We start from the raw sequence: 21,764 nt of genomic DNA on the forward strand, positions 1-21,764 counted from the left end.
CGACGCCGGGTCGGGTGATCCCACCATCCGGCCCCGGCGTGGGGCGGCTCACCAGCCCGGGAGTACGCGACACGCCAAGCGGTACAGCCGTACGGTGGGCTGTCCGCGGCCGCCCGGACGACGCAGAATGAGCCGGTGCACGCTCATCGACGCGCAGCCCGCCGGGCGACCGGCGCGCTCGCGCTCATCCTGCCGACGCTGCTGGCCGCCTGTGTGAACGACCGGCCCGAGACGGCGCCCACCGGCTCCGCCGACCCGGTGCCGGTGCAGGTGGACGCCGCCCGCGACGAGCTGGCCGGGCTGGCCGCCGCCGCGCAGGACCGGCACCACACCGCCGCGTACTCCTTCACCCCGGCCGAAGGCGCTCCCCGCACGGTGGCGGTGACCAGCGCCAACGACGGCAGCTGGCGGGTCGACGTGCCCGGCTGGGGGCGGGACGGGACGGTGGACGTCTCGCTCGCCGCCACCTCCGACGGGCTGTTCCAGTGCGCGCTGCCCTCGGCCGGCTGGACGCAGGCGGCCAGCTGTGTCCGGCTCGGCGACGCCGACGACGCGGTACCCCGCCGGCTCGACCCCCGCGTGCAGCACCCGTTCACCGACTGGCTGGAGGTGCTGACCGACAGGCGCGCGCCGCTCGCTGTCTCCCCCGCCGCGCCGCTGCCCGGCGTCACCGGCCGGTGCTACTCGGTCGACACGACCTCCGCCTCGCTGAACGCGCCGTTGGACGTGGGCATCTACTGCTTCCGGGAGGACGGCACACCGGCGGCGGTCCGGGCCGGCTTCGGCACGCTGACGCTGACCGGCGAGCCCGGCGCCGCGCCGGGCACCGTCGAGCTGGCCGGCGCGGTGACCGACGGCGAGCCGGTGAGCCGGGACGCCCCGAGCCCGGGAGCGCCGTGACGCGTTCCGCTCAGCCGCCACGCGCGGCGCGGAGCAACGCGGCACCGACCTCGGTGTTGCGGTAGAGCACGTGCCGCCCGGCGCGGGACCGGGTGACGAGACCGGCGGCGTGCAGCGCGGAGAGGTGCTGGGACACGTTCCCGGCGGACAGCCCGGTGAGCCGGGCGAGGTCCGTGGTGGTCGTCGCCGCGTCGAGCAGGTTCAGCAGGGCGGCCCGACCGCCGCCGACCACCCGGGCGAGCGCGTCGCCGGCCGGTTCAGGTCCGCGTTCCCACAGCGTCCCGACCGCCCGAACCGGGTACGCCGCGGCCGGCAACGAGTCCTCCAGCAGGTTCCACAGCACCCGCTGGCGGCTGAACACGCTCGGGTTCAACGCCAGCCCTCGCCCCCGCAGGTCGAAGTCCCGCTCGAACGGGTCGTCGCTGACCACCCGGTCGCCGAGCCACCGCAGGCCGGGGTGGAGCCGCTCGAACAGATTCCCCGTCCCGCCCTCGGCGAGCTGGGCCGCCCGGTACGCGACGTCGGCGTCGAGCACCGCTCGCATCCGCGGCCAGTCCGGGGCGATCGCCTCGTCGTACCAGACCCGCATCGCCTCGACGAGCGGCGGCAACAGCTCGGTCGGGTCGGCGAGCAACGCCCGCCCGAACGGGCGTAGTGGTCCGCTCGGCGTGGTCGCCAGCAGGTCCCGGACCACCACGTCGGGTGGCGTCGCGGCGATCTGGTCGAGCTGGCCGTCCATCTCCACCCCGGGGCGGGCCGCCGGGGTGAGGAAGTCGGGCAGCCAGCGGCGCGGCAGGGTGAGGTGCACCAGCGGAGCGACGCGCTCGGCCACCTCCGGGCGGCGCAGCGTCGCCCGGGCCCGGTCGATCCACTGCAGGTGCACCGGATAGCGGGCCGGATCGGCGAGCGCCCACAGGCTCATGACCGTCTCGTTGGCCGGCGACACACCGAACCGCACGCCCGCGACGTCGGCCAGCGTGAACCGCAACTCGGACATGCGCACCCCCCGATTCGACTCAGCCTAAAAGGCTCGACCGGCGCGTGGGGGGCACGATCTGCTCATCGGTCATGGGGGCCAGAGAGAGCATCCGCACCGCCGTCCGCGACGTCGTACCACCGGCCGGGCTGACCCGCGCCCTGGCCGTGCAGGCGATGGTCTACGCCGTCGGCACCGGACTGTTCCAGGCGGGCAGCGCCGTGTTCTTCACCCGGGCGCTCGGGCTGAGTCCGGCCCAGGTGGGTCTCGGCCTCTCCCTCGCCGCCGGCGCGTCCCTGCTCGGCACCGTGCCGCTGGGCGGGCTCACCGACCGGTACGGGCCGCAGCGGGTGTGGATCGTCTGCCTGTTGCTGGACGCGGCGCTGTTCGCGGCGTACCCGTTCGTCGGCGGCTTCGCCGGGTTCCTCGCGGTGGTGATCGCGCTGGCCGTGACGGGCGCGGCGACCGGCGTGGCCCGCCAGGTCTACTCGATCAACGTGCTGCGCCCGGAGGAACGGGTCACCGCCATGGCCTACCAGCGCTCCTCGCTGAACGTCGGCTTCGGGATCGGCGCGCTGATCAGCGGCCTGGTGCTGGCCGTCGACACGATCTGGGCGTACCGCGGGATGGTCTGGTTCATCGCCGTGGTCTTCCTGGTGACCGCCGGTTTCGTCCGCCGGCTGCCCCGGCTGCCGGAGGTGACCCGCACGGCCGAGCCGATGAGCCGGCTGGCGGTGCTGCGGGACCGGCCGTTCATGACCGTCGCGCTGCTCTCCGGGCTGCTCACCGCGCACCAGACGCTCTACCTGACGGTGATGCCGCTGTGGATCCTCACCCACACCGACGCGCCGAAGACGATCATCGCCGGGCTGGTGCTGCTCAACACCGTGCTGATCGTGCTGTTCCAGGTACGCGCCAGCCGGGGCGCGGACGACGCGCCGGGCGCGGCCCGGGCGTCCCGTCGGGGCGCGGTTTTGATCGCCCTGTTCTGCCTGGTCCTGCCGATTTCCGGCGCGACCCGGGGAGCGCTCACCGTGGTCGCGCTGGTGGCCGCCGCGACACTGCTCATCCTGGCGGAGCTGATCGAGTCGGCGGGCGCCTGGGGACTCACCGCCACGCTGCCACCCGCCGCCCAGCGCGGCGCGTACGTCGGCGCGTTCGGGCTCGGCTCCCAGTTGCAGTTCCTGATCGCTCCGGCCGGGCTGACCGCGCTCGGCGTGAGCACCGGCGGCTGGGGCTGGTACCCGGCCGCGGCGATCTTCATCCTCGTCGGACTGGCGATCGTGCCCGCGGTGACCCGGGCGGAACGGACACCTCGGCTACCGGACGTGGCGAAGCCCTCCGGCTCCGTGACTCTGGTCCCATAGTCCGGACCAGCCTTCCCACGGCACGTCCCACCACGTAGGGTGACCTTGTCATGTGGCGCGCGTACCTTCTCCTTGGCTGCCGCGACGAGGCCTGACCGGCCGGCACCTCGTCGCGGAGTCGCTACGCGCCGTCCAGCACATCCGATCTTCTTCTCGGCACCGCCGCGCACCGTCGCCCGGCATTCCGCCGACACCTTTCCGATCTGCTGACGCCACATGTTCCAGGGAGCACTCCGAGATGGCTCAACCTGTCACCGCCACCGATCCGTTCGCCAGCCAGCGCCCCAGCCGGATGCCGGTCCACCGCTACGTCCCGTACGACAGGGAGTTCGGCGTCGACCTGCCGGACCGCTCCTGGCCCACCCGCCGCGTCGAGGCCGCGCCCCGCTGGTGCGCAGTCGACCTCCGCGACGGCAACCAGGCGCTGATCGACCCGATGTCGCCCGAGCGCAAGCGCCGGATGTTCCAGCTCCTGGTGCAGATGGGCTACAAGGAGATCGAGGTCGGCTTCCCGTCGGCGAGCCAGACCGACTACGACTTCGTACGGCAGCTGATCGAACAGGACCTGATTCCCGAGGACGTCACCATCCAGGTGCTGACCCAGTGCCGGGAGCACCTGATCGAGCGGACCTTCGAGTCGCTGCGCGGCGCCCGCCGGGCCATCGTGCACTTCTACAACTCCACCTCGACGCTGCAGCGCCGGGTGGTCTTCGGCCTGGACCGCGACGGCATCACCGACATCGCCACGCAGGGCGCGCGGCTGTGCCAGAAGTACGCGGAGATCCACACCCCGGACACCGACATCCACTACGAGTACTCGCCGGAGTCGTACACGGGCACCGAGCTGGAGTACGCGCTGGAGGTCTGCTCGGCGGTGATCGACGTGATCGACCCGACGCAGGACCGGAAGCTGATCATCAACCTGCCGGCCACCGTCGAGATGGCGATGCCGAACGTCTACGCCGACTCGATCGAGTGGATGCACCGGCGCCTGCCCCGGCGGGACAGCCTGGTGCTGAGCCTGCACCCGCACAACGACCGGGGCACCGGCGTGGCCGCCGCCGAGCTGGGCCTGCTGGCCGGCGCCGACCGGATCGAGGGCTGCCTGTTCGGCAACGGCGAGCGCACCGGCAACGTCGACCTGGTGACGCTGGGCCTGAACATGTTCTCCCAGGGCATCGACCCGATGATCGACTTCTCGAACATCGACGAGATCAAGCGCGCCGTCGAGTACTGCAACCAGCTGCCGGTGCACGAGCGCCACCCGTACGCGGGCGACCTGGTCTACACCGCGTTCTCCGGCTCGCACCAGGACGCGATCAACAAGGGCTTCGCCGCGCTGAACGCCGACGCCACGGCGGCCGGGGTGCCGGTCGACGACTTCACCTGGGCGGTGCCCTACCTGCCGATCGACCCGAAGGACCTGGGCCGCACCTACGAGGCGGTCATCCGGGTCAACTCGCAGTCCGGCAAGGGCGGCGTCGCGTACATCATGAAGACCGAGCACCAGCTCGACCTGCCGCGCCGCCTCCAGATCGAGTTCTCCGGCGTGGTGCAGCAGGTCACCGACCACGACGGCGGCGAGGTCGAGCCGGGCGCCATGTGGGAGATCTTCGCCCGCAACTACCTGGTCGACCACCAGGTCGACCCGGCCGTCAAGCTGGCCGGGTACACCATCGGCACCGTCGACGGCAAGGTCGAGATCGACGCCCGCGTCGGCTTCGGCGGCGACACCCGCGCGCTCACCGCTGTCGGCAACGGCCCGATCGACGCGTACGTCAACGCGTTGCAGTCCCTGGGCGTGGCGGTACGGGTGCTCGACTACCACGAGCACGCGCTGTCCTCCGGCGGTGACGCGCAGGCCGCCGCGTACGTGGAGTGCGAGGTGGACGGCCGCACGGTGTGGGGCGTCGGGGTGGACGCCAACATCGTCACCGCCTCGATCAAGGCGGTCACGAGCGCGGTGAACCGCACCCGCGCCTGATCCCGGCGACGCGGGGGTCCGGCCTCAGGCCGGGCCCCCGCTCTGCTTCGGCGGGCGGTGGATCAGCACGGCGGCGAGCACCGCACCGGCGAGCAGCAGCCCGGCGCACCACGCCAACGCCCCCCGGTACGCGTCGGCCAGTGCGCCCTTCTGCTCGTACCCGGTGCCGGAGAGCCCGACCAGCAGCGGCAGCGCGGCCACCGCGAGCAGGCCGCCGGCCCGGGAGGCGGCGTTGTTGAAGCCGCTCGCCACCCCGGCGAAGCGGTCCGAGACCGCGCCGAGCACCGACGTGGTCAGCGGCGCCACCACGAGCGTGAGCCCGGCGCCGAACAGCGTCACGCCCGGCAGCACGTCCACCCAGTACGACGCGCCCGGCCCGACCCGGCGCAACAGCAGCAGACCCGCCGCGGCGATCACCGGGCCGACGGTGAGCGGCAGCCGGGGGCCGATGCGGGCCGACAGCGCGCCCGCGCGCGGCGAGCCGACCAGCAGCAGCACCGTCATCGGCACCGTGGCCAGGCCGGTGAGCAGCGCCGACCAGCCGACCACGTTCTGCAGGTAGACGGCGAGGAAGAAGGTGAACCCGCCGAGCGCCGCGTACACCACCACCGTGAAGACGTTCAGCACGGAGAACAGCCGGCTGGAGAACAGCCCGGTGGGCAGCATCGCGGTGTCGCCGCGCCGCCGCTCGACCAGCACGAACACCACCACGGCGGCCACTCCGAGCACCGCCGTGACCAGCACCGCCGGGGAGTCCAGGCCGCGCGCCGGCGCGTCGATCAGCGCGTACGTGATCCCGCCGAGCGCGAGCGCGCCGAGCAGCGCACCGGCCACGTCGAACCGACGCCCCTGCCCGGTACGCGACGCCTCCTCGTCCCGGCTCTCCGGCACCCAGCGCAGCGCGGCGAGGACCACGCCGACGGCCAGCGGCAGGTTGACGAAGAAGATCCACCGCCAGGAGAGCGTGTCGATGAGCCAGCCGCCGAGCAGCGGACCGAGCGCTGTGGACACCCCGGACAGCCCGGACCAGGTGCCGATGGCCCGGCCCCTGTCGTCCGGGTGGAAGCTGGCCTGGAGCACCGACAGCGAGCCGGGGGTGAGCAGCGCCCCGCCGGCGCCCTGGAGGAACCGGGCGGCGACGAGCCATCCGGTGTCCTGGGCCAGCCCGCAGAGCACCGACGCCACCGCGAACCAGACCACGCCGAGCAGGAAGACGCGCCGCCGCCCGAACCGGTCCCCGAGTGCGCCGCCGAGCAGCACGAACGCGGCGAGCATGAGCAGGTAGCCGTTCACCGTCCACTGCAGACCGGCGACGGTGGCGTCCAGTTCGGCGCCGAGGCGCGGCAGCGCGACGTTGACGACCGTGCTGTCCAGGAACACCATGCCGGAGGCGAGGATCGCGGCGAGCAGCGTGCCGCGTCCGGCGGCGGAGCCGGTACGCAGCGCGGGAGCGGGTGCGGTCACGTCTCACCACTCTGCCCGCCGCCCACCGTCGACGCCACGAATCGCGGAAACCGCCGCCGGGTACTGTGCGGACTCGCCCGGAGCACGCAAGCTGGAGAGGTGTCGTCTGTGCGTACGAGATCAGGAGCCCGTGCCGGGCTGGCGGCCGCGCTGAGCGCGGTGCTCGCCCTCGGCGTGGCCGGCTGCGACGTGTCGGTCACCGAGCCGGAGGCGCCGCCGAGCGCCGCCGGGAACGTCAACAAGCAGCTCGGTGAGCTCACAGTGGCCACCGCCGGGTCGATGAAGGGCTACAGCCGCTCCCGTTTCCCGCACTGGCGCGGCACCGGCAAGAACTGCGACGTACGCGACAGCGTGCTGCAACGCGACGGCGAGGGCATCAAGCTGTCCGGCTGCAACGTGGTCGGCGGCCGGTGGGAGAGCGTCTACGACGGCGTGGTGCTCAACGATCCCTCGGACGTGGACATCGACCACACGGTGCCGCTGGCCGCCGCGTGGCGGTCGGGCGCGGACGAGTGGGACGACTCGAAGCGCGGCGACTTCGCCAACGACCTGACCCGGCCGCAGCTCATCGCGGTTTCGGCGCGGTCCAACCGGGCAAAGGGTGACCAGGATCCGTCCCAGTGGAAGCCGCCGAACCGGTCGTCCTGGTGTCAGTACGCGGCGGACTGGGTGACGGTCAAGCACTACTGGCGGCTGACTGTGACAAGTGCCGAGAAGGCCGCTCTCACCGACATGCTGGAGGGCTGCACATGGGCGAGCAAACCGTGACCGGGCCGGGCGCCACACCGGCCCCGGAGGCAGGCGGCGCACCGGCCCCGGAGTCCGCACCGGCCGGTCCGGCCTCGGCCGGGATGACGGCGGACGGCCGGCAGCCGGCGTCCGCCGACGTCGCCGGGGCGGGCATGACCGCCGACGCGGTGCCGGGTGCACCGGCCGGCGGCGCGCCGGGTGGACCGGCGGACCGGACCGCTGACATCACCGCCGGGCCGGGCGGGGTCATGACGGACGAGGTGGGCGTGGTGACCGGCGAGTTGACGTTGCGCACCGAGCACGCCGACGGCCGGGTGACGCTGCGGGTGCAGTACAAGGACGCCGACGAGTGGTACGCGGTCACCGGCGGTTCCGCGCCGCTGGCCGACCCGGCCGCGCTGGACGCCGTGCACACGATCGCGGTGGGTCTGCTCAATCGCCCCGAGGGCTGACCGACGAACGAGCGCGTCCCCACCCCGGGCCGGGGTGGGGACGCGCTTCGTCGTGTCAGACGTACGATCCGGGCTCGCTGGGCGCGGAGACCACGCCCGGCTCCTCGCCCTCGCCCTCCGGCCGGGTGATCTTCGCGGTCACCTCGTGCGGGCGCAGCTCACCGGCGGCGATCTGCTCGGCCCAGTGGCAGGCGACCCGGCTGGCGCCGATCTGGCGCAGCTCCGGCCGCTCGTCGGCGCAACGGGTCGGCTGCGCCCACGGGCAGCGGGTGTGGAACCGGCAGCCCGACGGCGGGTTGGCGGGCGACGGCAGGTCGCCGGCGAGCAGGATGCGCTCGCGCCGGTCCTCGACGTCCGGGTCCGGCACCGGCACCGCCGACATCAGCGCCCGGGTGTACGGGTGCAGCGGCTCGGTGTAGAGCCGCTCGCTCGGCGCCTCCTCCACCAGCGCGCCCAGGTACATCACGCCGACGATGTCGGAGATGTGCCGCACCACGGCCAGGTCGTGCGCGATGACCAGGTAGGTCAGGCCGAGGCTGTCCTGGAGTTCGTCGAGCAGGTTCACCACCTGCGCCTGGATCGACACGTCCAGCGCGGAGACCGGCTCGTCGGCGACGATCAGCTCCGGGCCGAGGACCAGGGCGCGGGCGATGCCGATGCGCTGGCGCTGGCCGCCGGAGAACTCGTGCGGGTAGCGGGACAGCGCCCATTTCGGCAGGCCCACCGCGTCGAGCGTCTCGCCGATGATCCGCCGCCGGTCGTCCCGGTTCGCGCCGATGCCGTGGGTCTGGAGGCCCTCGGTCAGGATCGACTCGACGTTCTGCCGGGGGTCCAGGCTGGACATCGGGTCCTGGAAGATCATCTGCATCCGGCGGCGCATCGAGCGCAGCTTGCCTGCGGGCAGCGTGGTCAGCTCGACGCCGTCGAACGTCACCTCGCCGCCGGTCGGCGGGGTGAGCTGGAGCAGCGCCCGGCCGAGCGTGGACTTGCCGCAACCGGACTCGCCCACCAGCCCGTACGTCTTGCCGCGCGGGATGCTCAGGTCGACCCCGTCGACCGCCTTGACGTGCCCGACGGTCCGGTCGAAGATCACGCCCCGGCGGATCGGGAAGTGCACCTTCAGGTCGCGGACCTCGACGAGGATGTCGTCGTCGCTCATGGGGTCTCCTCCTCGCGCGGAGCCGGTCCGAAGCCGGGCACGGCGGGCGGGTCGGCCGGTTCGGCCTGGGCCGGCACGGCACCCGGTTCGGTGGTCGTCGGCGCGGTCGCCCGGGCGTCCGCCTCCGGGGTCAGGCCGGGGATCGGCACCGGATTGACGCAGCGGTAGCTGCGCGCGTCGTGGGTCAGCACCAGCTCCGGCGGTTCGCCCACGCACTCGTCGACGCGGCGGGCGCAGCGCGGGGCGAACGCGCAGCCGTCCGGCCAGGGCAGCACGTCGCGCACCGAGCCGGGGATGGGGTTCAGCCGTTCGCCACGGCCGGCGTCGAGGCGCGGCACCGAGGCGAGCAGACCCTCGGTGTACGGGTGCCGGGGCTGGCGGAACAGCGGACGGCGGGTGGCCGTCTCCACCACCCGGCCGGCGTAGAGCACGTTGACGGTGTCGCACATGCCGGCCACCACGCCGAGGTCGTGCGTGATCATGACCAGTGCGGTGCCGGAGTCCCGGACCAGGTCCTTCAGCAGTTCCAGGATCTGCGCCTGGATGGTGACGTCGAGCGCGGTGGTCGGCTCGTCGGCGATCAGCAGCCGGGGCTGGCAGGCGACAGCCATGGCGATCAGGGCCCGCTGCCGCATGCCGCCGGAGAGCTGGTGCGGGTACTCCTTGAGGCGCCGCCGAGGGTCCGGGATGCCCACCCGGTCGAGCAGGTCGGCGGCCTCCTTGGCGGCCGCCTCGCCCTTCATGCCCCGGTGCCGGGCCAGCACCTCGGTCACCTGGAGCCCGATCGGGATGACCGGGTTCAGCGAGGACAGCGGATCCTGGAAGATCATCGCGACGTCCCGGCCGCGGATGTCGCGGCGGGCCCGGTCGTCGAGCTGGAGCAGGTCGGTGCCGTCGAAGACCGCCTTGCCGCCGACCCGCAGGCCCGGCTGCTTGGGCAGCAGGCCCATGATGGCCAGCGACGTGACGCTCTTGCCGCAGCCGGACTCGCCGACCAGGCCGACCACCTCACCGGCGTCGACCGAGAAGGACACCCCGTCCACCGCGTGCACGGTGCGCTGCCCACGACGGGCGAACGTGACGGAGAGGTCGTCCACTTCGAGCAGTGCCATGACTGACTGACCTACTTCCGCAGCTTCGGATCGAGGGCCTCGCGCATCGCCTCACCGAGCAGGGTGAACCCGAGCGCGGTGATGATGATGCCGAGCGCCGGATAGATCGCCAGGCCCGGCCGGATGCCCAGGTACGGCTGCGCGTCGGCGAGCATGACGCCCCACTCCGGGATGGCCGAGTCGGGGTTGCCGAGGCCGAGGAAGGACAGCGCGGCCGCCTCGATGATCGCGGTCGCCAGCGTCAGCGTGGCCTGCACGATGACCGGGGCGATCGAGTTCGGCACCACGTGGGTGAGGGCGATCTTGGACCGCTTCACGCCGAGCGACGTCGCGGCCAGCACGTAGTCGCTGTTGGCCTGCGCGATCATCGAGCCGCGCAGCAGCCGGGCGAAGATCGGCACCGACACCACACCGACGGCGATCATCACGGTGGTGAGGCTGGCGCCGAGCAGCGCCGCGATGCTCACCGCGAGCAGCAGGCTCGGCATGGCCAGCAGCATGTCGATGAAGCGCATCAGGGTGGTGTCGATCCAGCGGCCCCAGCGCCCGCCGAGGCCGGCCGCGGCACCGGCGACGCCGCCGATCAGAGCGCCGACCGCGAGACCGATCAGGGTGGAGACGACGCCGACGAGCAGCGTCTGCCGGGCGCCGACGATGAGCCGGCTGAACTCGTCCCGGCCCTGGTGGTCGAAGCCGAGCCAGTGGTCGGCGGAGATGCCCGGGATGATGCCCTGGCCGGACTTGACCAGGCCCTCGCGGATGCCGATGGAGTCCGTCGGGCTGTACGGGACGAGGAACGGCCCGATGACCGCGACCAGGACGAAGATCGCCAGGATGACCACGCCGATGACGGCCGCCGGGTTGCGCCGCAGCCGGCGGAACGCCTCCTTCCAGAGGCTCACCCCCTGCTCGTCGTCGCGGGCGGCCAGCTCGGCGAGCCGGTCGATCTTCTCGCGCTTCTTGCCAGTGGTGATGGTCATCGCACCCTCACCCTCGGGTCGATCACGCTGTAGGAGAGGTCGACCAGGAGATTCACCAGCACGTACACCACCGCAATGATCATGATGAAGCCCATCAGCACCGGGTAGTCGCGCTGACTGATCGACTCGGCGACGAACGCGCCGATGCCGCTGAACGCGAACACGGTCTCGGTGAGCACCGCGCCGGAGAGCAGGAGACCGGTCTGGAGACCGATCGAGGTGGCCACCGGCAGCATGGCGTTGCGCAGCACGTGCCGGCGGCGGACGGTCCGCTCGGTCAGGCCCTTGGCCTCGGCGGTGCGGACGAAGTCCTCGTTGAGCACCTCCAGCACGCTGGCCCGGGTGATCCGGACGATGATCGCGAGCGGGATGCTGGCGAGCGCGATGCCCGGCAGCACGAGGTGCCAGAGCGCGTCGGCGGCGGCGTCCCACTCGCGGGTCATGAGCCCGTCGAGGACGAAGAAGTTGGTGACCCGGGTCGCCCCGATGGTCGGGTCCTGCCGGCCGCTGGAGGGGAACCAGCCCAGGTTCTCCGCGAAGATCGCCTTGAGCACGTACGCCAGGAAGAAGACCGGGATGCAGATGCCGATGAGCGATCCGCCGACCGAGGCGTGGTCGAGGAACCGGCCGCGGCGGCGGGCGGCCAGGTAGCCGAGCGGGATACCGATGCCGACCGCGAGGATCATGGCCATGACGGTCAGCTCGACGGTGCCGGGGAACCGCTCCACGAACTCCGTGGTGACGGCCCGCTTCGTACCGGTCGAGGTGCCCAGGTCGAGCCGGATCATCCGCCGCAGGAAGCGGGCGTACTGGACCAGGATCGGCTCGTCGAGGCCGAGGTTGCGCCGGATGGCGGCGCGCGTCTCGGGCGTGCCCCGTTCACCGAGGATCGCGGTCTCGGGCCCGCCGGGAAGTCGGTGGAGCCAGATGAACAGCAGGACGGAGAGCCCGAACAGCGTTGGTATCAGCTGTAGCAGGCGTCTGATGATGAACCGGAACACGGGCGCCTCGGAGGGTGTGCGGAGGGGTGCGGGCGGGCGCTGTGGTCACAGCGCCCGCCCGCGTACGGTGCCTTCAGATCACTTGAACTCTGCGGTCGCGTACCGCTCGTCGGTGAGCGGGCTCGCCTTGATCCCGGTCACGTCCTTGCCGAACACGATCGCCGGCGGGGAGTGCGAGATCGGCACACCCGGCAGGAAGTCCATGATCGACTTGTTCAGTGCCTTGTACTTCTCCGTCCGCGCCGCCGCGTCGGCGGTGGTGTCGGCGTCCTTGAACTGCGCGAAGAGCTGGGCGTTGTTGAAGCCCCACTCGTCCTTCGGGCGGTCGAAGAAGGTGCCGATGAAGTTGTACGCGTCGCCGTAGTCACCGGTCCAGCCGAGGAAGTGCAGGTCGTGCTTGGCGCCGGAGGTGGTGGCGTTGAGGTAGTCCGGGCTCCACTTGAGCGGGATGGCCTGGACGTTGATGCCGACCGCCTTGAGGTCCGCCGAGAGCAGCTCGAAGATGTCCTTCGGGTTCGGCATGTACGGCCGGGTGACCTCGGTCGGGTAGTGGAACTTCAGCGTCAGGTTCGACGCACCCGCCTCGGCCAGCAGGGCCTTCGCCTTGGCCGGGTCGTAGTCGTACTTGGTGACGTCGCCGTTCCAGCCCTCGACGGTGTCGGGCATGAAGTTCATCGCGACCTTGGCGCCCGGGGGCAGCTTCGAGTCGACCAGGGCCTGCCGGTTCAGCGCGTGCGCGATGGCCTGCCGGACCTTCAGGTCGGCCAGCTTCGGGTTCCCCTTCTGGTTGATCGCCAGGTAGAGAACGTTGAAGGCGGGTCGGGTGAGGACGTTGAAGCCCTCCTTCTTCAGCGGCTCCACGTCCGCCGGGCCGACCAGGTCGTAACCCTGGATGTCACCCGAGCGGAGCGCCTGCTTGCGGGCGTTCTCGTCCGAGATCGTCTTGAAGATGATGGTCTTCAGCTTGGCCTTGTCGCCGTAGTAGTCGTCGTTGCGCTCGATGGTGAGCGACTTGTTCGCGACGTCCCACGCCTTGAACTTGAACGGGCCGGTGCCGGTCGGGTGCTCCATCGCGTACGCCGGGTACTTGATGTCCTCGGCGGTGCCGGTCACGTTGCTGGCGTCGTACTGCTCCATCGCCTTGGGGCTCTGGATCGAGAACGACGGCAGCATGAGCGCGGCCGGGATCTTGCTGGAGACCCGGGTGAACGCGAGGTCCACAGTGGTGGCGTCCTTGGCGGTGCAGGACTTGAAGAGGCTCGGCGGCAGGTCCGGGTTCTCGTTCTTGGCGAACCCGCCCATGACGTCCTGCCAGTACGCGGTCACGTCCGGGCTCTGCATGAGGCCCTTGGCGTTGTACCAGCGGTCGAAGTTGACGCAGACGGCCTCGGCGTTGAAGTCGGTGCCGTCGTGGAACTTGACGCCCGAGCGGAGCTTGAACGTCCAGGTCGTGCCCGCCGCATCCGGCGTCCAGGACTCGGCGAGGCCCGGCGTCACCTTGGTGCCGCCCTCCTCCGGACGGACCAGGGTCTCGAAGACCTGGCGCGCCACGCGCAGCGACTCACCGTCGCTGGCGAAGCTGGGGTCGAGCACCTTCGGGTCTCCGGCGACGCCGAAGACGAGGGTGTCCTTCTTGCTATCTCCGGAGCCACTCTCACGGTCGCTCTCGGCGCAGCCTGCAACCGCGAGGGCCGCGACCGCGATGGCCGCGATTGCGACCTTCGGCCTGGATGCACGCATGGTGCTTCACCTCGTCCTTGGGGGTACGGACAACGTGGTGACAGGGTCACCGATGTGCGCAGACCTTAGCCCTCGGGTGGACGGCGCGGAAACGGGCGGGGGGCGGGTTGGTATCGAATCGTGTCTGTTCCGCAACGAGGCATACGAATCGAAGGAGAATCCCATCCATCGCCGAGGTTTCGTCGGCTAGAAGGCCGAATTTATTACGTCGATCCGGTCCCGGACGCACGTTCCTGTTAGATCGACGAGCATCCCGTTCCGGCCCGGAGACACGTCCGGCGGGCACCCCGCAGGGCACCCGCCGGAGGCGGCACGACTGGATTCAGACGGCCCGTCGGCCCTCGAAGGCCCGGCCCAGCGTGATCTCGTCGGCGTACTCCAGGTCGCCGCCGACCGGCAGTCCACTCGCGAGCCGGGTCACCGCGATCCCCATCGGCTTGACCATCAGCGCCAGATAGGTGGCGGTCGCCTCGCCCTCGGTGTTCGGGTCGGTGGCGAGGATCAGCTCGCGGACCTCGCCGCCGCCGAGGCGGGTCATCAGCTCACGGATCCGCAGGTTGTCCGGGCCGATGCCCTCCAGCGGATTGATCGCGCCGCCGAGCACGTGGTAGCGCCCGCGGAACTCGCCGGTCCGCTCGATCGCCACCACGTCCTTCGGCTCCTCGACCACACAGAGCACCTCGTCGGTGCGCCGTGGGTCGCGGCAGATCCGGCACTGCTCCGACTCGGCCACGTTGTAGCAGGTCGTGCAGAACCGGACCAGGTCCTTGACCTTGCGCAGCGCGCCGGCCAGCCGGTTGACGTCGGCCGGATCCGCCGACAGCACGTGGAACGCGATCCGCTGGGCACTCTTCGGGCCCACGCCCGGCAACCGGCCCAGCTCGTCGATCAGATCCTGGATGGCACCCTCGTACATCTGCCGGCTCAGAACCCGGGCAGGCCGAGGCCGCCCATGCCGCCCGCGAGCGGGCCCATCTTCTTCTCGGTCAGCTCGCGGGCCGCCTCGGCGGCGTTGTGCACGGCCGCGACGACCAGGTCCTCGAGCGTCTCGACGTCCTCCGGGTCGACCGCCTTCGGGTCGATCTTGATCGCCTTCAACTCACCGGTACCGGCGACGGTCGCGGTGACCAGGCCACCGCCGGCGGTGCCGGTCAGCTCCGCCTCGGCCAGCTCGGCCTGGGCCTTGGCGATCTGCTGCTGCATCTTCTGCGCCTGCTTCAGCATCTGCTGCATGTTCGGCTGTCCACCTGGGCGCACGGACCGCTCCTTCTTCCACTCGTCTGCTCGGCCGCGCCCAGCCTAGTCGGGCCACGGCACCGCTGAATCGCGGTCGGCGCGCGCTCAGCGCGCGTCCACCTCGTCGATCTTCTCCGCCCCGAACGTCTCGCGCAGCAGCTGCACCGCCTGCTCCTCGCTCGACTGCCGGGCGGTCCGCTCGTCGATCACGTCGTCCAGCGGCTCGTCGCCCGGATCGAACCCCTCGTAGGCGGGCGCCGCCGCCGGCGCGCCCCCGCCCCGCACCGGGCCGTCGAAGTCCGGGTCGTAGGGCGGCTCGCCCGCCCATTCGGCGTCGGCCGTCTTCCGCGCCGGCTGCGCCGCGCGCGACCCCTTGCCGGGACCGCCGCCGGCAGCAGCCGCCGCGGCTGCGGCACGCGCCGCCGCGATCGCGCTGTTCTTCGGCCCGCCGCCCCCCGGCCTCGCGCCACCGGCCGGCGCCGTCGCGGGTGCGGCAGGCTTGGGTACGGCGACAGGGGCGGTAGCGGTCGCCGTGCCCCCGCCCGGACGTGCCGCCGCCGGCCAGTCCTCCGCGTCGCCGGCGCTCGCGGCCGAGGCGGCAGCGGTCGCCGCGCCACCGGGCCGCACCGGCTCCGGCCAGTCGTCCTCGTCGGCCTGCCCGGCCGCGCCCTGACTGCCGAGGGTTCGGTTGCCCGTGGCACCGGTCGAGCCGGACACCGGCTGTCCCGGGGCGTCGCCGAGACCGGCGGATGCCGGACGACCGGCAGCACCGGAGTCAGGACGGCCCGGTCCGGCGTCCGTCGAGCCAGGACGGCTCGCGTCGGGTGTGGTCGAGTGGGAGAAGTCGCCCGAGCTGCCGGAATCGGAGCGCGCCTGAGCATTGGCCGCCACTCCGGGGGCCGGGCGACCGGGTGAGGTGTCGGACGCCGGAGCCGTCGGAGCGGACGCCGGGCGGCCCGGGACGCTGTCGGACGGTGCGCGGTCGGGCGTGCTGTCGGTCTGCGCTCGTGCCGCGCCGGACGGGCGGGACGGGCCGCCGAGCGATGCGGCGCCGCGCTCGCCCGCCACCTCGCAGCGGATCTGCCAGCGACCGCCGAACTCCTCGTAGAGCGCGTCGGTCAGCACGGCCGCGTGGTCGGCCATCATCTTCGCCAGCACCGTCGACTTCACGGTCAGCACTAGCGTGTCGCCGTCCAGGTCGCGCACCACCGCGTCCCGCATCAGCGCGGCGATCCGCTTGTTGCTCCGGTTCACCTTGCCTACTACCTCGGGCCAGACCCGGCGCACCGCCACCGCGTCGAGCGCCCCCGGATTCGCCGCGCCGGGGCGGGGCGGCTCGGGCGTGGCGGGGTCGGGCATCACCGCAGACGGCGGCACCGGGCGTCGGGCGGCGGCCTGACCGGAAGTCGTCGGGCCGGCAGTTGACCGCTCGGAGGCCGACGCGGAGAACCCGGCGTCCGTGCCGGGGTGAGTTCCGGCAGCCGCTGCCGCCTCGGTCGTCGACGAGCCGGAATCGGCAGCGGCCGGGCCGGCGTCGGCAGCCGCACCGGCCGGGGCGGGACGGGAGCCGGTAGCCCCGACGGCAGAGCCCGGGCGGGAACCGGGCGCGGCGCTGCGGGAACCGGCAGCGGCGGCTGCGGCGGCACGTGCGGCGGCGGCACCGGTCGGGGCACCGGGAGCCGCCGGCGTGCCGGCGGTGTCCGGGTGGACCGCGGCGGCAGCAGCGCCCGGGGCGGGAGCCGCCGGGCGTACCTCAGGGGTCTGGGTGGGATGCGCGGACGGCGACGGCTCGACGCCGCCCAGCGTCAGCCGGCGTTCCATCCGCTCCAGGCGCTGGAGCAGGCCGCCGGACGAGTCGTCCGCGCCGGGCAGCAGCATCCGGGCGCAGATCAGCTCCAGCAGCAGCCGGGGCGCTGTCGTGCCGCGCATCTCGACCAGGCCGTTGTGCACGATGTCCGCGCAGCGGGACAGCGTGGCCGGGCCGAGGCGCTGCGCCTGGGCGGCCATCCGCTCGATCTGGTCGGCCGGGCCGTCGATGAGGCCCTTGGCGGCGGCATCCGGCACCTGCTGGAGCACGATCAGGTCGCGGAGGCGTTCCAGCAGGTCGGAGGCGAAGCGGCGCGGGTCGTGGCCGGCCTCGGCGACCCGGTCGACAGTCGCGTACGCGGCGGCGCCGTCACCGGCGGCGAGCGCGTCGCACATCTCGTCGATCAGCGCCGAGTCGGTGACGCCGAGCAGCGCGGCGGCCCGGGCGTAGCCGACACCCTCCGGGCCGGCGCCGGCGATGAGCTGGTCGAGTACGGAGAGGCTGTCCCGGGCGCTGCCGCCACCGGCGCGGACCACCAGCGGGAATACAGCCGGATCGACAGTGACGCCCTCGGCCTCGCAGAGCTGCTCAAGGTAGGGACGGAGCACCTTCGGCGGGATCAGCCGGAACGGGTAGTGGTGGGTCCGCGACTTGATCGTGCCGAGGACCTTCTCCGGTTCGGTGGTGGCGAAGATGAACTTGACGTACTCCGGGGGCTCCTCGACCAGCTTCAGCAACGCGTTGAAGCCGGCCGACGAGACCATGTGCGCCTCGTCGATGACGTAGATCTTGAAGCGGCTGCGGGCCGGCGCGAAGAACGCCTTCTCCCGCAGCTCACGGGCGTCGTCGACACCACCGTGGCTGGCCGCGTCGATCTCGATCACGTCGATCGAGCCGGCGCCGTCGGTCGCGAGCGAACGGCAGGACTCGCACTGCCCGCACGGCTCGGGCGTGGGGCCCTGCTCACAGTTGAGCGAGCGGGCCAGGATCCGGGCGCTGGAGGTCTTGCCACAGCCCCGGGGGCCGGAGAAGAGGTACGCGTGGTTCAGCCGGCCGCTGCGCAGCGCCTGCGACAACGGCTCGGTGACGTGATCCTGGCCGATGATCTCGGCGAACGTCCGCGGCCGGTACTTGCGGTAAAGGGCCAGTGCCACCCGTCCCGCCTCCTCTCGACCGAGCCATTCTGCGCCGGTCGGCCCCGGGTGACCACCCACCACCCCGTGACCCGACCCGCAGCGACGTTACCCGGCCCGGGAGACAGAAAGGCCTCCCGTGCACCCGGCAGAGCTCGCTTATCCTTGCTGCCTTCCGGCCCTGGGGAGGTTCACGAGGTACCGCCGCACGGGAGGTGACGCCAAGCCTACCCGAAGGGTTGTGGATCTTCCGGGAGGGTGGGGTGGCCCGCCGTCGCGGGACCTGTATCCTGGCTCGCGGAGGATTCGCCTAGAGGCCTAGGGCGCACGCTTGGAAAGCGTGTTGGGTTTACACCCTCACGAGTTCGAATCTCGTATCCTCCGCTCGCTTGAGCAGGAAAAACGACAGGGCCGGCCCCCGCGGGACCGGCCCTGAGTCGTCTCTACGCTCGCCCTCGTCTCACTTGCCATGGTCCGGCCCGCCTGGTTGCTCGCGGCCGGCCGCTCGGCCAGATCGCTGGCGGCTGTCATGAATCGCAGAGATCAGCTCTCCCCGTCACTCGCGCGCAGACACAGGCTGGTCTTGTCGTACTCCTGACGCTACGTAGTGCCGGATCTGTGCATGTGCTAGCACTGTTATGCCAAGAGTCCGATTTTTATTCCCAGCACCACAATCGTTATAACGCAGGAGTATTACGTGGTCTACAGTGGGGAAGCGAGCGGATGGGAAGTCAGCCTCACTGAGGAGGTCGAGGAGTGGTTCCTTCGCCTCAGTAAGGATGACCCGGATTCCGCAGGCCAGGTGGCCGCCGCCATTGACCTGCTCGCCGAGGAAGGCCCGGCCCTCGGGCGGCCCCTCGTTGACCATGTGAAGGGCTCCGACTACAAGAACATGAAGGAGCTCCGGCCGGGCTCGGCGGGGGATACGGAGATCAGGATCCTGTTCGCCTTCGACCCCCAGCGGGAGGCCATCCTCCTGGTCGCGGGTGACAAGGCCGGCAACTGGAAAGGCTGGTACGAGACCAGCATCCTCGAAGCGGACCAGAAGTTCACCGAGCACCTGCGAGAGCTGAAGGGACAACGCTGATGGCACGTAGCTGGCGGGACGTTCGCTCCCGCGCCGACCTGAACGAGACCACCGTCGAGCAGCACAAGGAGCGGATGCGCGGCGAGGTCCGCGCCGCGCGCCTGCGCGAGATGCGCGAGCGCAGGGGCCTGACCCAGCAGCAGGTCGCTGACCGCATGAAGGTGTCGCAGCCTCGCGTCGCGGCGATCGAGAACGGCGAGTTGCCGAAGGCCGAGGTCGGCACTGTTGTGCGTTACATCAAGGCCCTCGGCGGCAACGTGGAGATCGTCGCTGACTTCGAGGGCGAGCGGGTCACCCTCAGCTGAGTGGGCAAGAGACAGACACGAAGGGGCACCGCTTGCGGCGCCCCTTCGGCGTTCCATGGCACTCCTCACCCGGTGCCCAACTGGTCCCGCCGCCGCTTCAAGTACGCCGTCTCCGCGCTGTTCCCCGCCAACTCGATCGCGCGGTCGTACGCCTCCCGCGCCTCCCCACCCCGCCCCATCCGCCGCAGCAGCTCGGCGCGCGTGGCGTGGTATGCGTGATATCCCTCCAGCGGCAACCCGTCCACCTCGGCGAGCGCCACCTGCGGCCCATCCAGTTCGGCGACCGCCACCGCCCGGTTGAGTCGCACGATCGGCGACGGGTCGACGCGTACCAAATGGTCGTAGAGCGCGGCGACCTGCGACCAGTCGGTGTTCCGCGCGTCGCGGGCGTCGGTGTGTACGGCGTTTATCGCGGCGAGGATCTGGTAGCGGCCCGGCGGCCGTCCGGCGGCGATGCACGCGCGGACCAGGGCGTGGCCCTCGGCGATGAGGTCGCGGTCCCAGGCGCTGCGGTCCTGCTCGGCGAGGACGACGAGTTCGCCGGTCGCGGAGACCCGGGCGGGCCGGCGGGCCTCGGTCAGCAGCATCAGAGCCAAGAGGCCGGTGACCTCGTGGTCGTCGGGCAGCAGCGTACGGACCAGCCGGGTGAGCCGGATCGCCTCGCCGGTCAGGTCGGCGCGCACCGCCTCCTTGTCGGGGTCGGAGGCGAGGTAGCCCTCGTTGAAGACCAGGTAGAGAACGGCGAGCACGCCGGTGACGCGGGCCGGCAGGTCCTCGCGGGACGGCACCCGGTACGGGATCCCGGCCGCCTTGATCTTCGTCTTGGCCCTGGTGATCCGCCGGCTCATGGCGGCTTCCTGAACCAGGTACGCCCGGGCGATCTCCGGCACTGTGAGTCCGCCGACCAGGCGCAGCGTCAGCGCCACCCGCGCTTCCATGGCCAGCGCCGGATGGCAGCAGGTGAAGATCAGGCGGAGCCGGTCGTCGTCGATGACACCGAGCGGTTCCGGCACGTCGGTCAGCATCAGCGCCTCCCGGTGCTTGTCCTCCCGCCGGCTCTCGCGCCGGATCCGGTCGACGGCCCTGCGGTACGCGACTGTGGTGAGCCACGCGCCGGGGTTCGGCGGTACGCCGTCGGCCGACCAGCGTTCGACGGCGGCGGCGAACGCCTCGGCGGTCATCTCCTCGGCCACGTCGAGATCGCCGATGCGCCGGGCGAGCGTGGCGACCACCCGGGCCCACTCCTCGCGGTGGACCCGGGTGAGCGCCTCGCCGATGTCTGTCACGCGGTCAGGAACGGCCGCAGCTCGACCCGCCTGTTGCACCGTTGCGACGCCAGCGCGGCGAGCGGGAGCGCCACGTCGAAGTCGGGCGCCTCGATGATCCAGAACCCGCCGACGTACTCCTTCGTCTCCACGTAGGGACCGTCGGTGAACACCGGGTTCCCGTCCCGCGCGTCCACGACTGTGGCGGTCTCCGGTGCCGCGAGGCCACCGGCGAAGACCCAGTGGCCGTCGGCGCGCAACCGCTCGTTGAACTCACCGATCGCGGCCATCTCCGCCTCGGTGGCCGAGCCGGTCGTGTCGTCGAGTACGGAGATCAGGTACTGCGCCATCGGTTCCTCTTTTACTATCGTCGGCCGCCGTCACCCCGGCTACGAACGCCTCCACCCCGATCCGACCACCTCCGCCGAGATCGACCAGGCGATTCTCGTACGCGAACGCCGAGGCCGCTGCCGACGGCGTGAGGACGGCCGACAATCGTCGGTATGGCCGACGAGCGTCCCCTGTACGAGCGAGATCCGGCAGCCTGGCAGGCCCACCTCGCCGAGGGCAACGCACGGCAGCCCCGGAAGCGGGTGGGAGCCGACGTACTGCTGCGCAACGGTGACGGCGACGTCCTGCTGGTAGATCCGCGCTACAAGCCGGACTGGGACCTGCCGGGCGGCATGGCGGAGGCGAACGAGCCGCCGCACCTGGCCGCCGAGCGGGAGGTGCGCGAGGAGTTGGGTCTCGAACTGCGCATCGGACCGTTGCTGGTGGTGGACTGGGTCGCACCGCACGGCCCGTGGGACGACAGCCTGATGTTCATCTTCGACGGCGGTGCACTGCCTCCCGCCGAGCCGTTGAAACCGGCTGACGGCGAACTGGCCGACGCACGATTCGTTGCGCTCGATGATGCGCAGGGGCTGCTTCGCCCGTACGTTTGGCATCGGCTGCGTCACGCGGTGGCCGCGCTGAGCGACGGACGCCCGAGGTATCTGACCAACGGAGCCACCTGAGATCGTCGTACACATGTTCCATCCACAGCC

General features: G+C 71.7%; 20 protein-coding genes, 1 tRNA gene and 1 other RNA gene. 9 read left to right on the forward strand and 13 right to left on the reverse strand.

All coding sequences use genetic code 11. From position 1 onward, the window contains the following. Positions 1-135 precede the first annotated feature (135 nt). A complete protein-coding gene (locus tag A4R25_RS12635) occupies positions 136-900 on the forward strand; it encodes a hypothetical protein (RefSeq protein ID WP_051611336.1) in 765 nt (254 codons plus the stop codon). A gap of 10 nt (positions 901-910) precedes the next feature. Here A4R25_RS12635 and A4R25_RS12640 read toward each other — a convergent pair whose 3' ends face one another. Then, on the reverse strand, positions 911-1,897 hold the full coding sequence (locus A4R25_RS12640; protein WP_064446810.1) for a DUF5937 family protein: 987 nt from the start codon (positions 1,895-1,897) through the stop codon (positions 911-913). Between the two features lie 71 nt (positions 1,898-1,968). On the opposite strand from A4R25_RS12640, the gene A4R25_RS12645 reads away from it, so the two are divergent. Beyond that, positions 1,969-3,243 carry an MFS transporter gene (locus A4R25_RS12645; RefSeq protein ID WP_064446811.1) on the forward strand — a complete coding sequence of 425 codons (1,275 nt, stop codon included), beginning with the start codon at positions 1,969-1,971 and terminating at the stop codon, positions 3,241-3,243. A gap of 238 nt (positions 3,244-3,481) precedes the next feature. Further along, positions 3,482-5,227, forward strand: a complete 1,746-nt coding sequence (leuA, locus tag A4R25_RS12650) for a 2-isopropylmalate synthase (protein WP_064446812.1) — start codon at positions 3,482-3,484, stop codon at positions 5,225-5,227. Positions 5,228-5,251: 24 nt separating this feature from the next. Here leuA and A4R25_RS12655 read toward each other — a convergent pair whose 3' ends face one another. Continuing rightward, complete coding sequence (locus tag A4R25_RS12655; RefSeq protein ID WP_064446813.1) at positions 5,252-6,691, reverse strand: MFS transporter; 1,440 nt, start codon at positions 6,689-6,691, stop codon at positions 5,252-5,254. A gap of 108 nt (positions 6,692-6,799) precedes the next feature. Between A4R25_RS12655 and A4R25_RS12660 the strand changes: the two genes are divergently transcribed. Then, the gene (locus A4R25_RS12660) at positions 6,800-7,459 is read left to right on the forward strand and encodes an HNH endonuclease family protein (RefSeq protein WP_013474959.1); all 660 of its coding nucleotides are present in this window, start codon (positions 6,800-6,802) and stop codon (positions 7,457-7,459) included. Further along, on the forward strand, positions 7,441-7,893 hold the full coding sequence (locus tag A4R25_RS12665) for a hypothetical protein (RefSeq protein WP_013474958.1): 453 nt from the start codon (positions 7,441-7,443) through the stop codon (positions 7,891-7,893). The genes A4R25_RS12660 and A4R25_RS12665 overlap by 19 nt, the downstream gene beginning before the upstream one ends. A 55-nt stretch (positions 7,894-7,948) precedes the next feature. On the opposite strand, the gene A4R25_RS12670 is transcribed toward A4R25_RS12665, so the two are convergent. The 9 genes from A4R25_RS12670 to ffs form a co-directional block, all read right to left on the reverse strand. Continuing rightward, positions 7,949-9,052: an ABC transporter ATP-binding protein gene (locus tag A4R25_RS12670; RefSeq protein WP_013474957.1), complete on the reverse strand. Its 1,104-nt coding sequence runs from the start codon at positions 9,050-9,052 to the stop codon at positions 7,949-7,951. After that, a complete protein-coding gene (locus A4R25_RS12675; RefSeq protein WP_064446814.1) occupies positions 9,049-10,164 on the reverse strand; it encodes an ABC transporter ATP-binding protein in 1,116 nt (371 codons plus the stop codon). The genes A4R25_RS12670 and A4R25_RS12675 overlap by 4 nt, the downstream gene beginning before the upstream one ends. A gap of 11 nt (positions 10,165-10,175) precedes the next feature. Further along, positions 10,176-11,144 carry an ABC transporter permease gene (locus A4R25_RS12680; RefSeq protein ID WP_064446815.1) on the reverse strand — a complete coding sequence of 323 codons (969 nt, stop codon included), beginning with the start codon at positions 11,142-11,144 and terminating at the stop codon, positions 10,176-10,178. Continuing rightward, a complete protein-coding gene (locus A4R25_RS12685; protein WP_013289048.1) occupies positions 11,141-12,145 on the reverse strand; it encodes an ABC transporter permease in 1,005 nt (334 codons plus the stop codon). Before A4R25_RS12685 ends, A4R25_RS12680 begins: the two co-directional genes overlap by 4 nt. A gap of 78 nt (positions 12,146-12,223) precedes the next feature. Next, the gene (locus A4R25_RS12690; RefSeq protein ID WP_064446816.1) at positions 12,224-13,885 is read right to left on the reverse strand and encodes an ABC transporter substrate-binding protein; all 1,662 of its coding nucleotides are present in this window, start codon (positions 13,883-13,885) and stop codon (positions 12,224-12,226) included. Between the two features lie 322 nt (positions 13,886-14,207). Beyond that, a complete protein-coding gene (gene recR / locus A4R25_RS12695) occupies positions 14,208-14,801 on the reverse strand; it encodes a recombination mediator RecR (RefSeq protein WP_013289050.1) in 594 nt (197 codons plus the stop codon). A gap of 8 nt (positions 14,802-14,809) precedes the next feature. Next, entirely contained in the window at positions 14,810-15,118 is a 309-nt protein-coding gene (locus A4R25_RS12700; RefSeq protein WP_064446817.1) for a YbaB/EbfC family nucleoid-associated protein, read from the reverse strand. 108 nt (positions 15,119-15,226) lie between these two features. Then, positions 15,227-18,082, reverse strand: coding sequence for a DNA polymerase III subunit gamma and tau (locus A4R25_RS12705; protein ID WP_064446818.1), 2,856 nt, complete (start codon positions 18,080-18,082; stop codon positions 15,227-15,229). A 107-nt stretch (positions 18,083-18,189) separates the two neighbouring features. Further along, positions 18,190-18,279, reverse strand: an RNA gene (gene ffs / locus A4R25_RS12710) — signal recognition particle sRNA small type. An 81-nt stretch (positions 18,280-18,360) separates the two neighbouring features. On the opposite strand from ffs, the gene A4R25_RS12715 reads away from it, so the two are divergent. From A4R25_RS12715 to A4R25_RS12725, 3 genes are all read left to right on the forward strand, one after another. After that, positions 18,361-18,445: transfer RNA gene (locus tag A4R25_RS12715), tRNA-Ser, on the forward strand. A gap of 313 nt (positions 18,446-18,758) precedes the next feature. Next, positions 18,759-19,148: a type II toxin-antitoxin system RelE/ParE family toxin gene (locus A4R25_RS12720; RefSeq protein WP_030502119.1), complete on the forward strand. Its 390-nt coding sequence runs from the start codon at positions 18,759-18,761 to the stop codon at positions 19,146-19,148. Continuing rightward, a complete protein-coding gene (locus A4R25_RS12725; protein WP_064446819.1) occupies positions 19,148-19,453 on the forward strand; it encodes a helix-turn-helix domain-containing protein in 306 nt (101 codons plus the stop codon). Before A4R25_RS12720 ends, A4R25_RS12725 begins: the two co-directional genes overlap by 1 nt. 65 nt (positions 19,454-19,518) lie before the next feature. On the opposite strand, the gene A4R25_RS12730 is transcribed toward A4R25_RS12725, so the two are convergent. Both A4R25_RS12730 and A4R25_RS12735 read right to left on the reverse strand, forming a co-directional pair. Further along, on the reverse strand, positions 19,519-20,739 hold the full coding sequence (locus tag A4R25_RS12730; protein ID WP_064446820.1) for an RNA polymerase sigma factor: 1,221 nt from the start codon (positions 20,737-20,739) through the stop codon (positions 19,519-19,521). Continuing rightward, positions 20,736-21,068 carry a YciI family protein gene (locus A4R25_RS12735; RefSeq protein ID WP_064446821.1) on the reverse strand — a complete coding sequence of 111 codons (333 nt, stop codon included), beginning with the start codon at positions 21,066-21,068 and terminating at the stop codon, positions 20,736-20,738. Before A4R25_RS12735 ends, A4R25_RS12730 begins: the two co-directional genes overlap by 4 nt. 153 nt (positions 21,069-21,221) lie before the next feature. Here A4R25_RS12735 and A4R25_RS12740 point away from each other — a divergent pair, with 153 nt between their 5' ends. Beyond that, entirely contained in the window at positions 21,222-21,734 is a 513-nt protein-coding gene (locus A4R25_RS12740) for an NUDIX hydrolase (RefSeq protein WP_064446822.1), read from the forward strand. Positions 21,735-21,764: the final 30 nt, after the last annotated feature.

Origin of the sequence: Micromonospora sp. NBRC 110037 (assembly GCF_001652995.1) — a bacterium.
GTDB classification, from domain to species: domain Bacteria; phylum Actinomycetota; class Actinomycetes; order Mycobacteriales; family Micromonosporaceae; genus Micromonospora; species Micromonospora chalcea.

Coding starts and splice junctions, on each gene's coding strand:
- A4R25_RS12680 (WP_064446815.1), bottom strand. CDS start 11,144: ATGACCATCACCACTGGCAAGAAGCGCGAGAAGATCGACCGGCTCGCC.
- A4R25_RS12670 (WP_013474957.1), bottom strand. CDS start 9,052: ATGAGCGACGACGACATCCTCGTCGAGGTCCGCGACCTGAAGGTGCAC.
- A4R25_RS12725 (WP_064446819.1), top strand. CDS start 19,148: ATGGCACGTAGCTGGCGGGACGTTCGCTCCCGCGCCGACCTGAACGAG.
- A4R25_RS12700 (WP_064446817.1), bottom strand. CDS start 15,118: ATGCAGCAGATGCTGAAGCAGGCGCAGAAGATGCAGCAGCAGATCGCC.
- A4R25_RS12675 (WP_064446814.1), bottom strand. CDS start 10,164: ATGGCACTGCTCGAAGTGGACGACCTCTCCGTCACGTTCGCCCGTCGT.
- A4R25_RS12645 (WP_064446811.1), top strand. CDS start 1,969: ATGGGGGCCAGAGAGAGCATCCGCACCGCCGTCCGCGACGTCGTACCA.
- A4R25_RS12690 (WP_064446816.1), bottom strand. CDS start 13,885: ATGCGTGCATCCAGGCCGAAGGTCGCAATCGCGGCCATCGCGGTCGCG.
- A4R25_RS12665 (WP_013474958.1), top strand. CDS start 7,441: ATGGGCGAGCAAACCGTGACCGGGCCGGGCGCCACACCGGCCCCGGAG.
- leuA (WP_064446812.1), top strand. CDS start 3,482: ATGGCTCAACCTGTCACCGCCACCGATCCGTTCGCCAGCCAGCGCCCC.
- A4R25_RS12735 (WP_064446821.1), bottom strand. CDS start 21,068: ATGGCGCAGTACCTGATCTCCGTACTCGACGACACGACCGGCTCGGCC.
- recR (WP_013289050.1), bottom strand. CDS start 14,801: ATGTACGAGGGTGCCATCCAGGATCTGATCGACGAGCTGGGCCGGTTG.
- A4R25_RS12640 (WP_064446810.1), bottom strand. CDS start 1,897: ATGTCCGAGTTGCGGTTCACGCTGGCCGACGTCGCGGGCGTGCGGTTC.
- A4R25_RS12740 (WP_064446822.1), top strand. CDS start 21,222: ATGGCCGACGAGCGTCCCCTGTACGAGCGAGATCCGGCAGCCTGGCAG.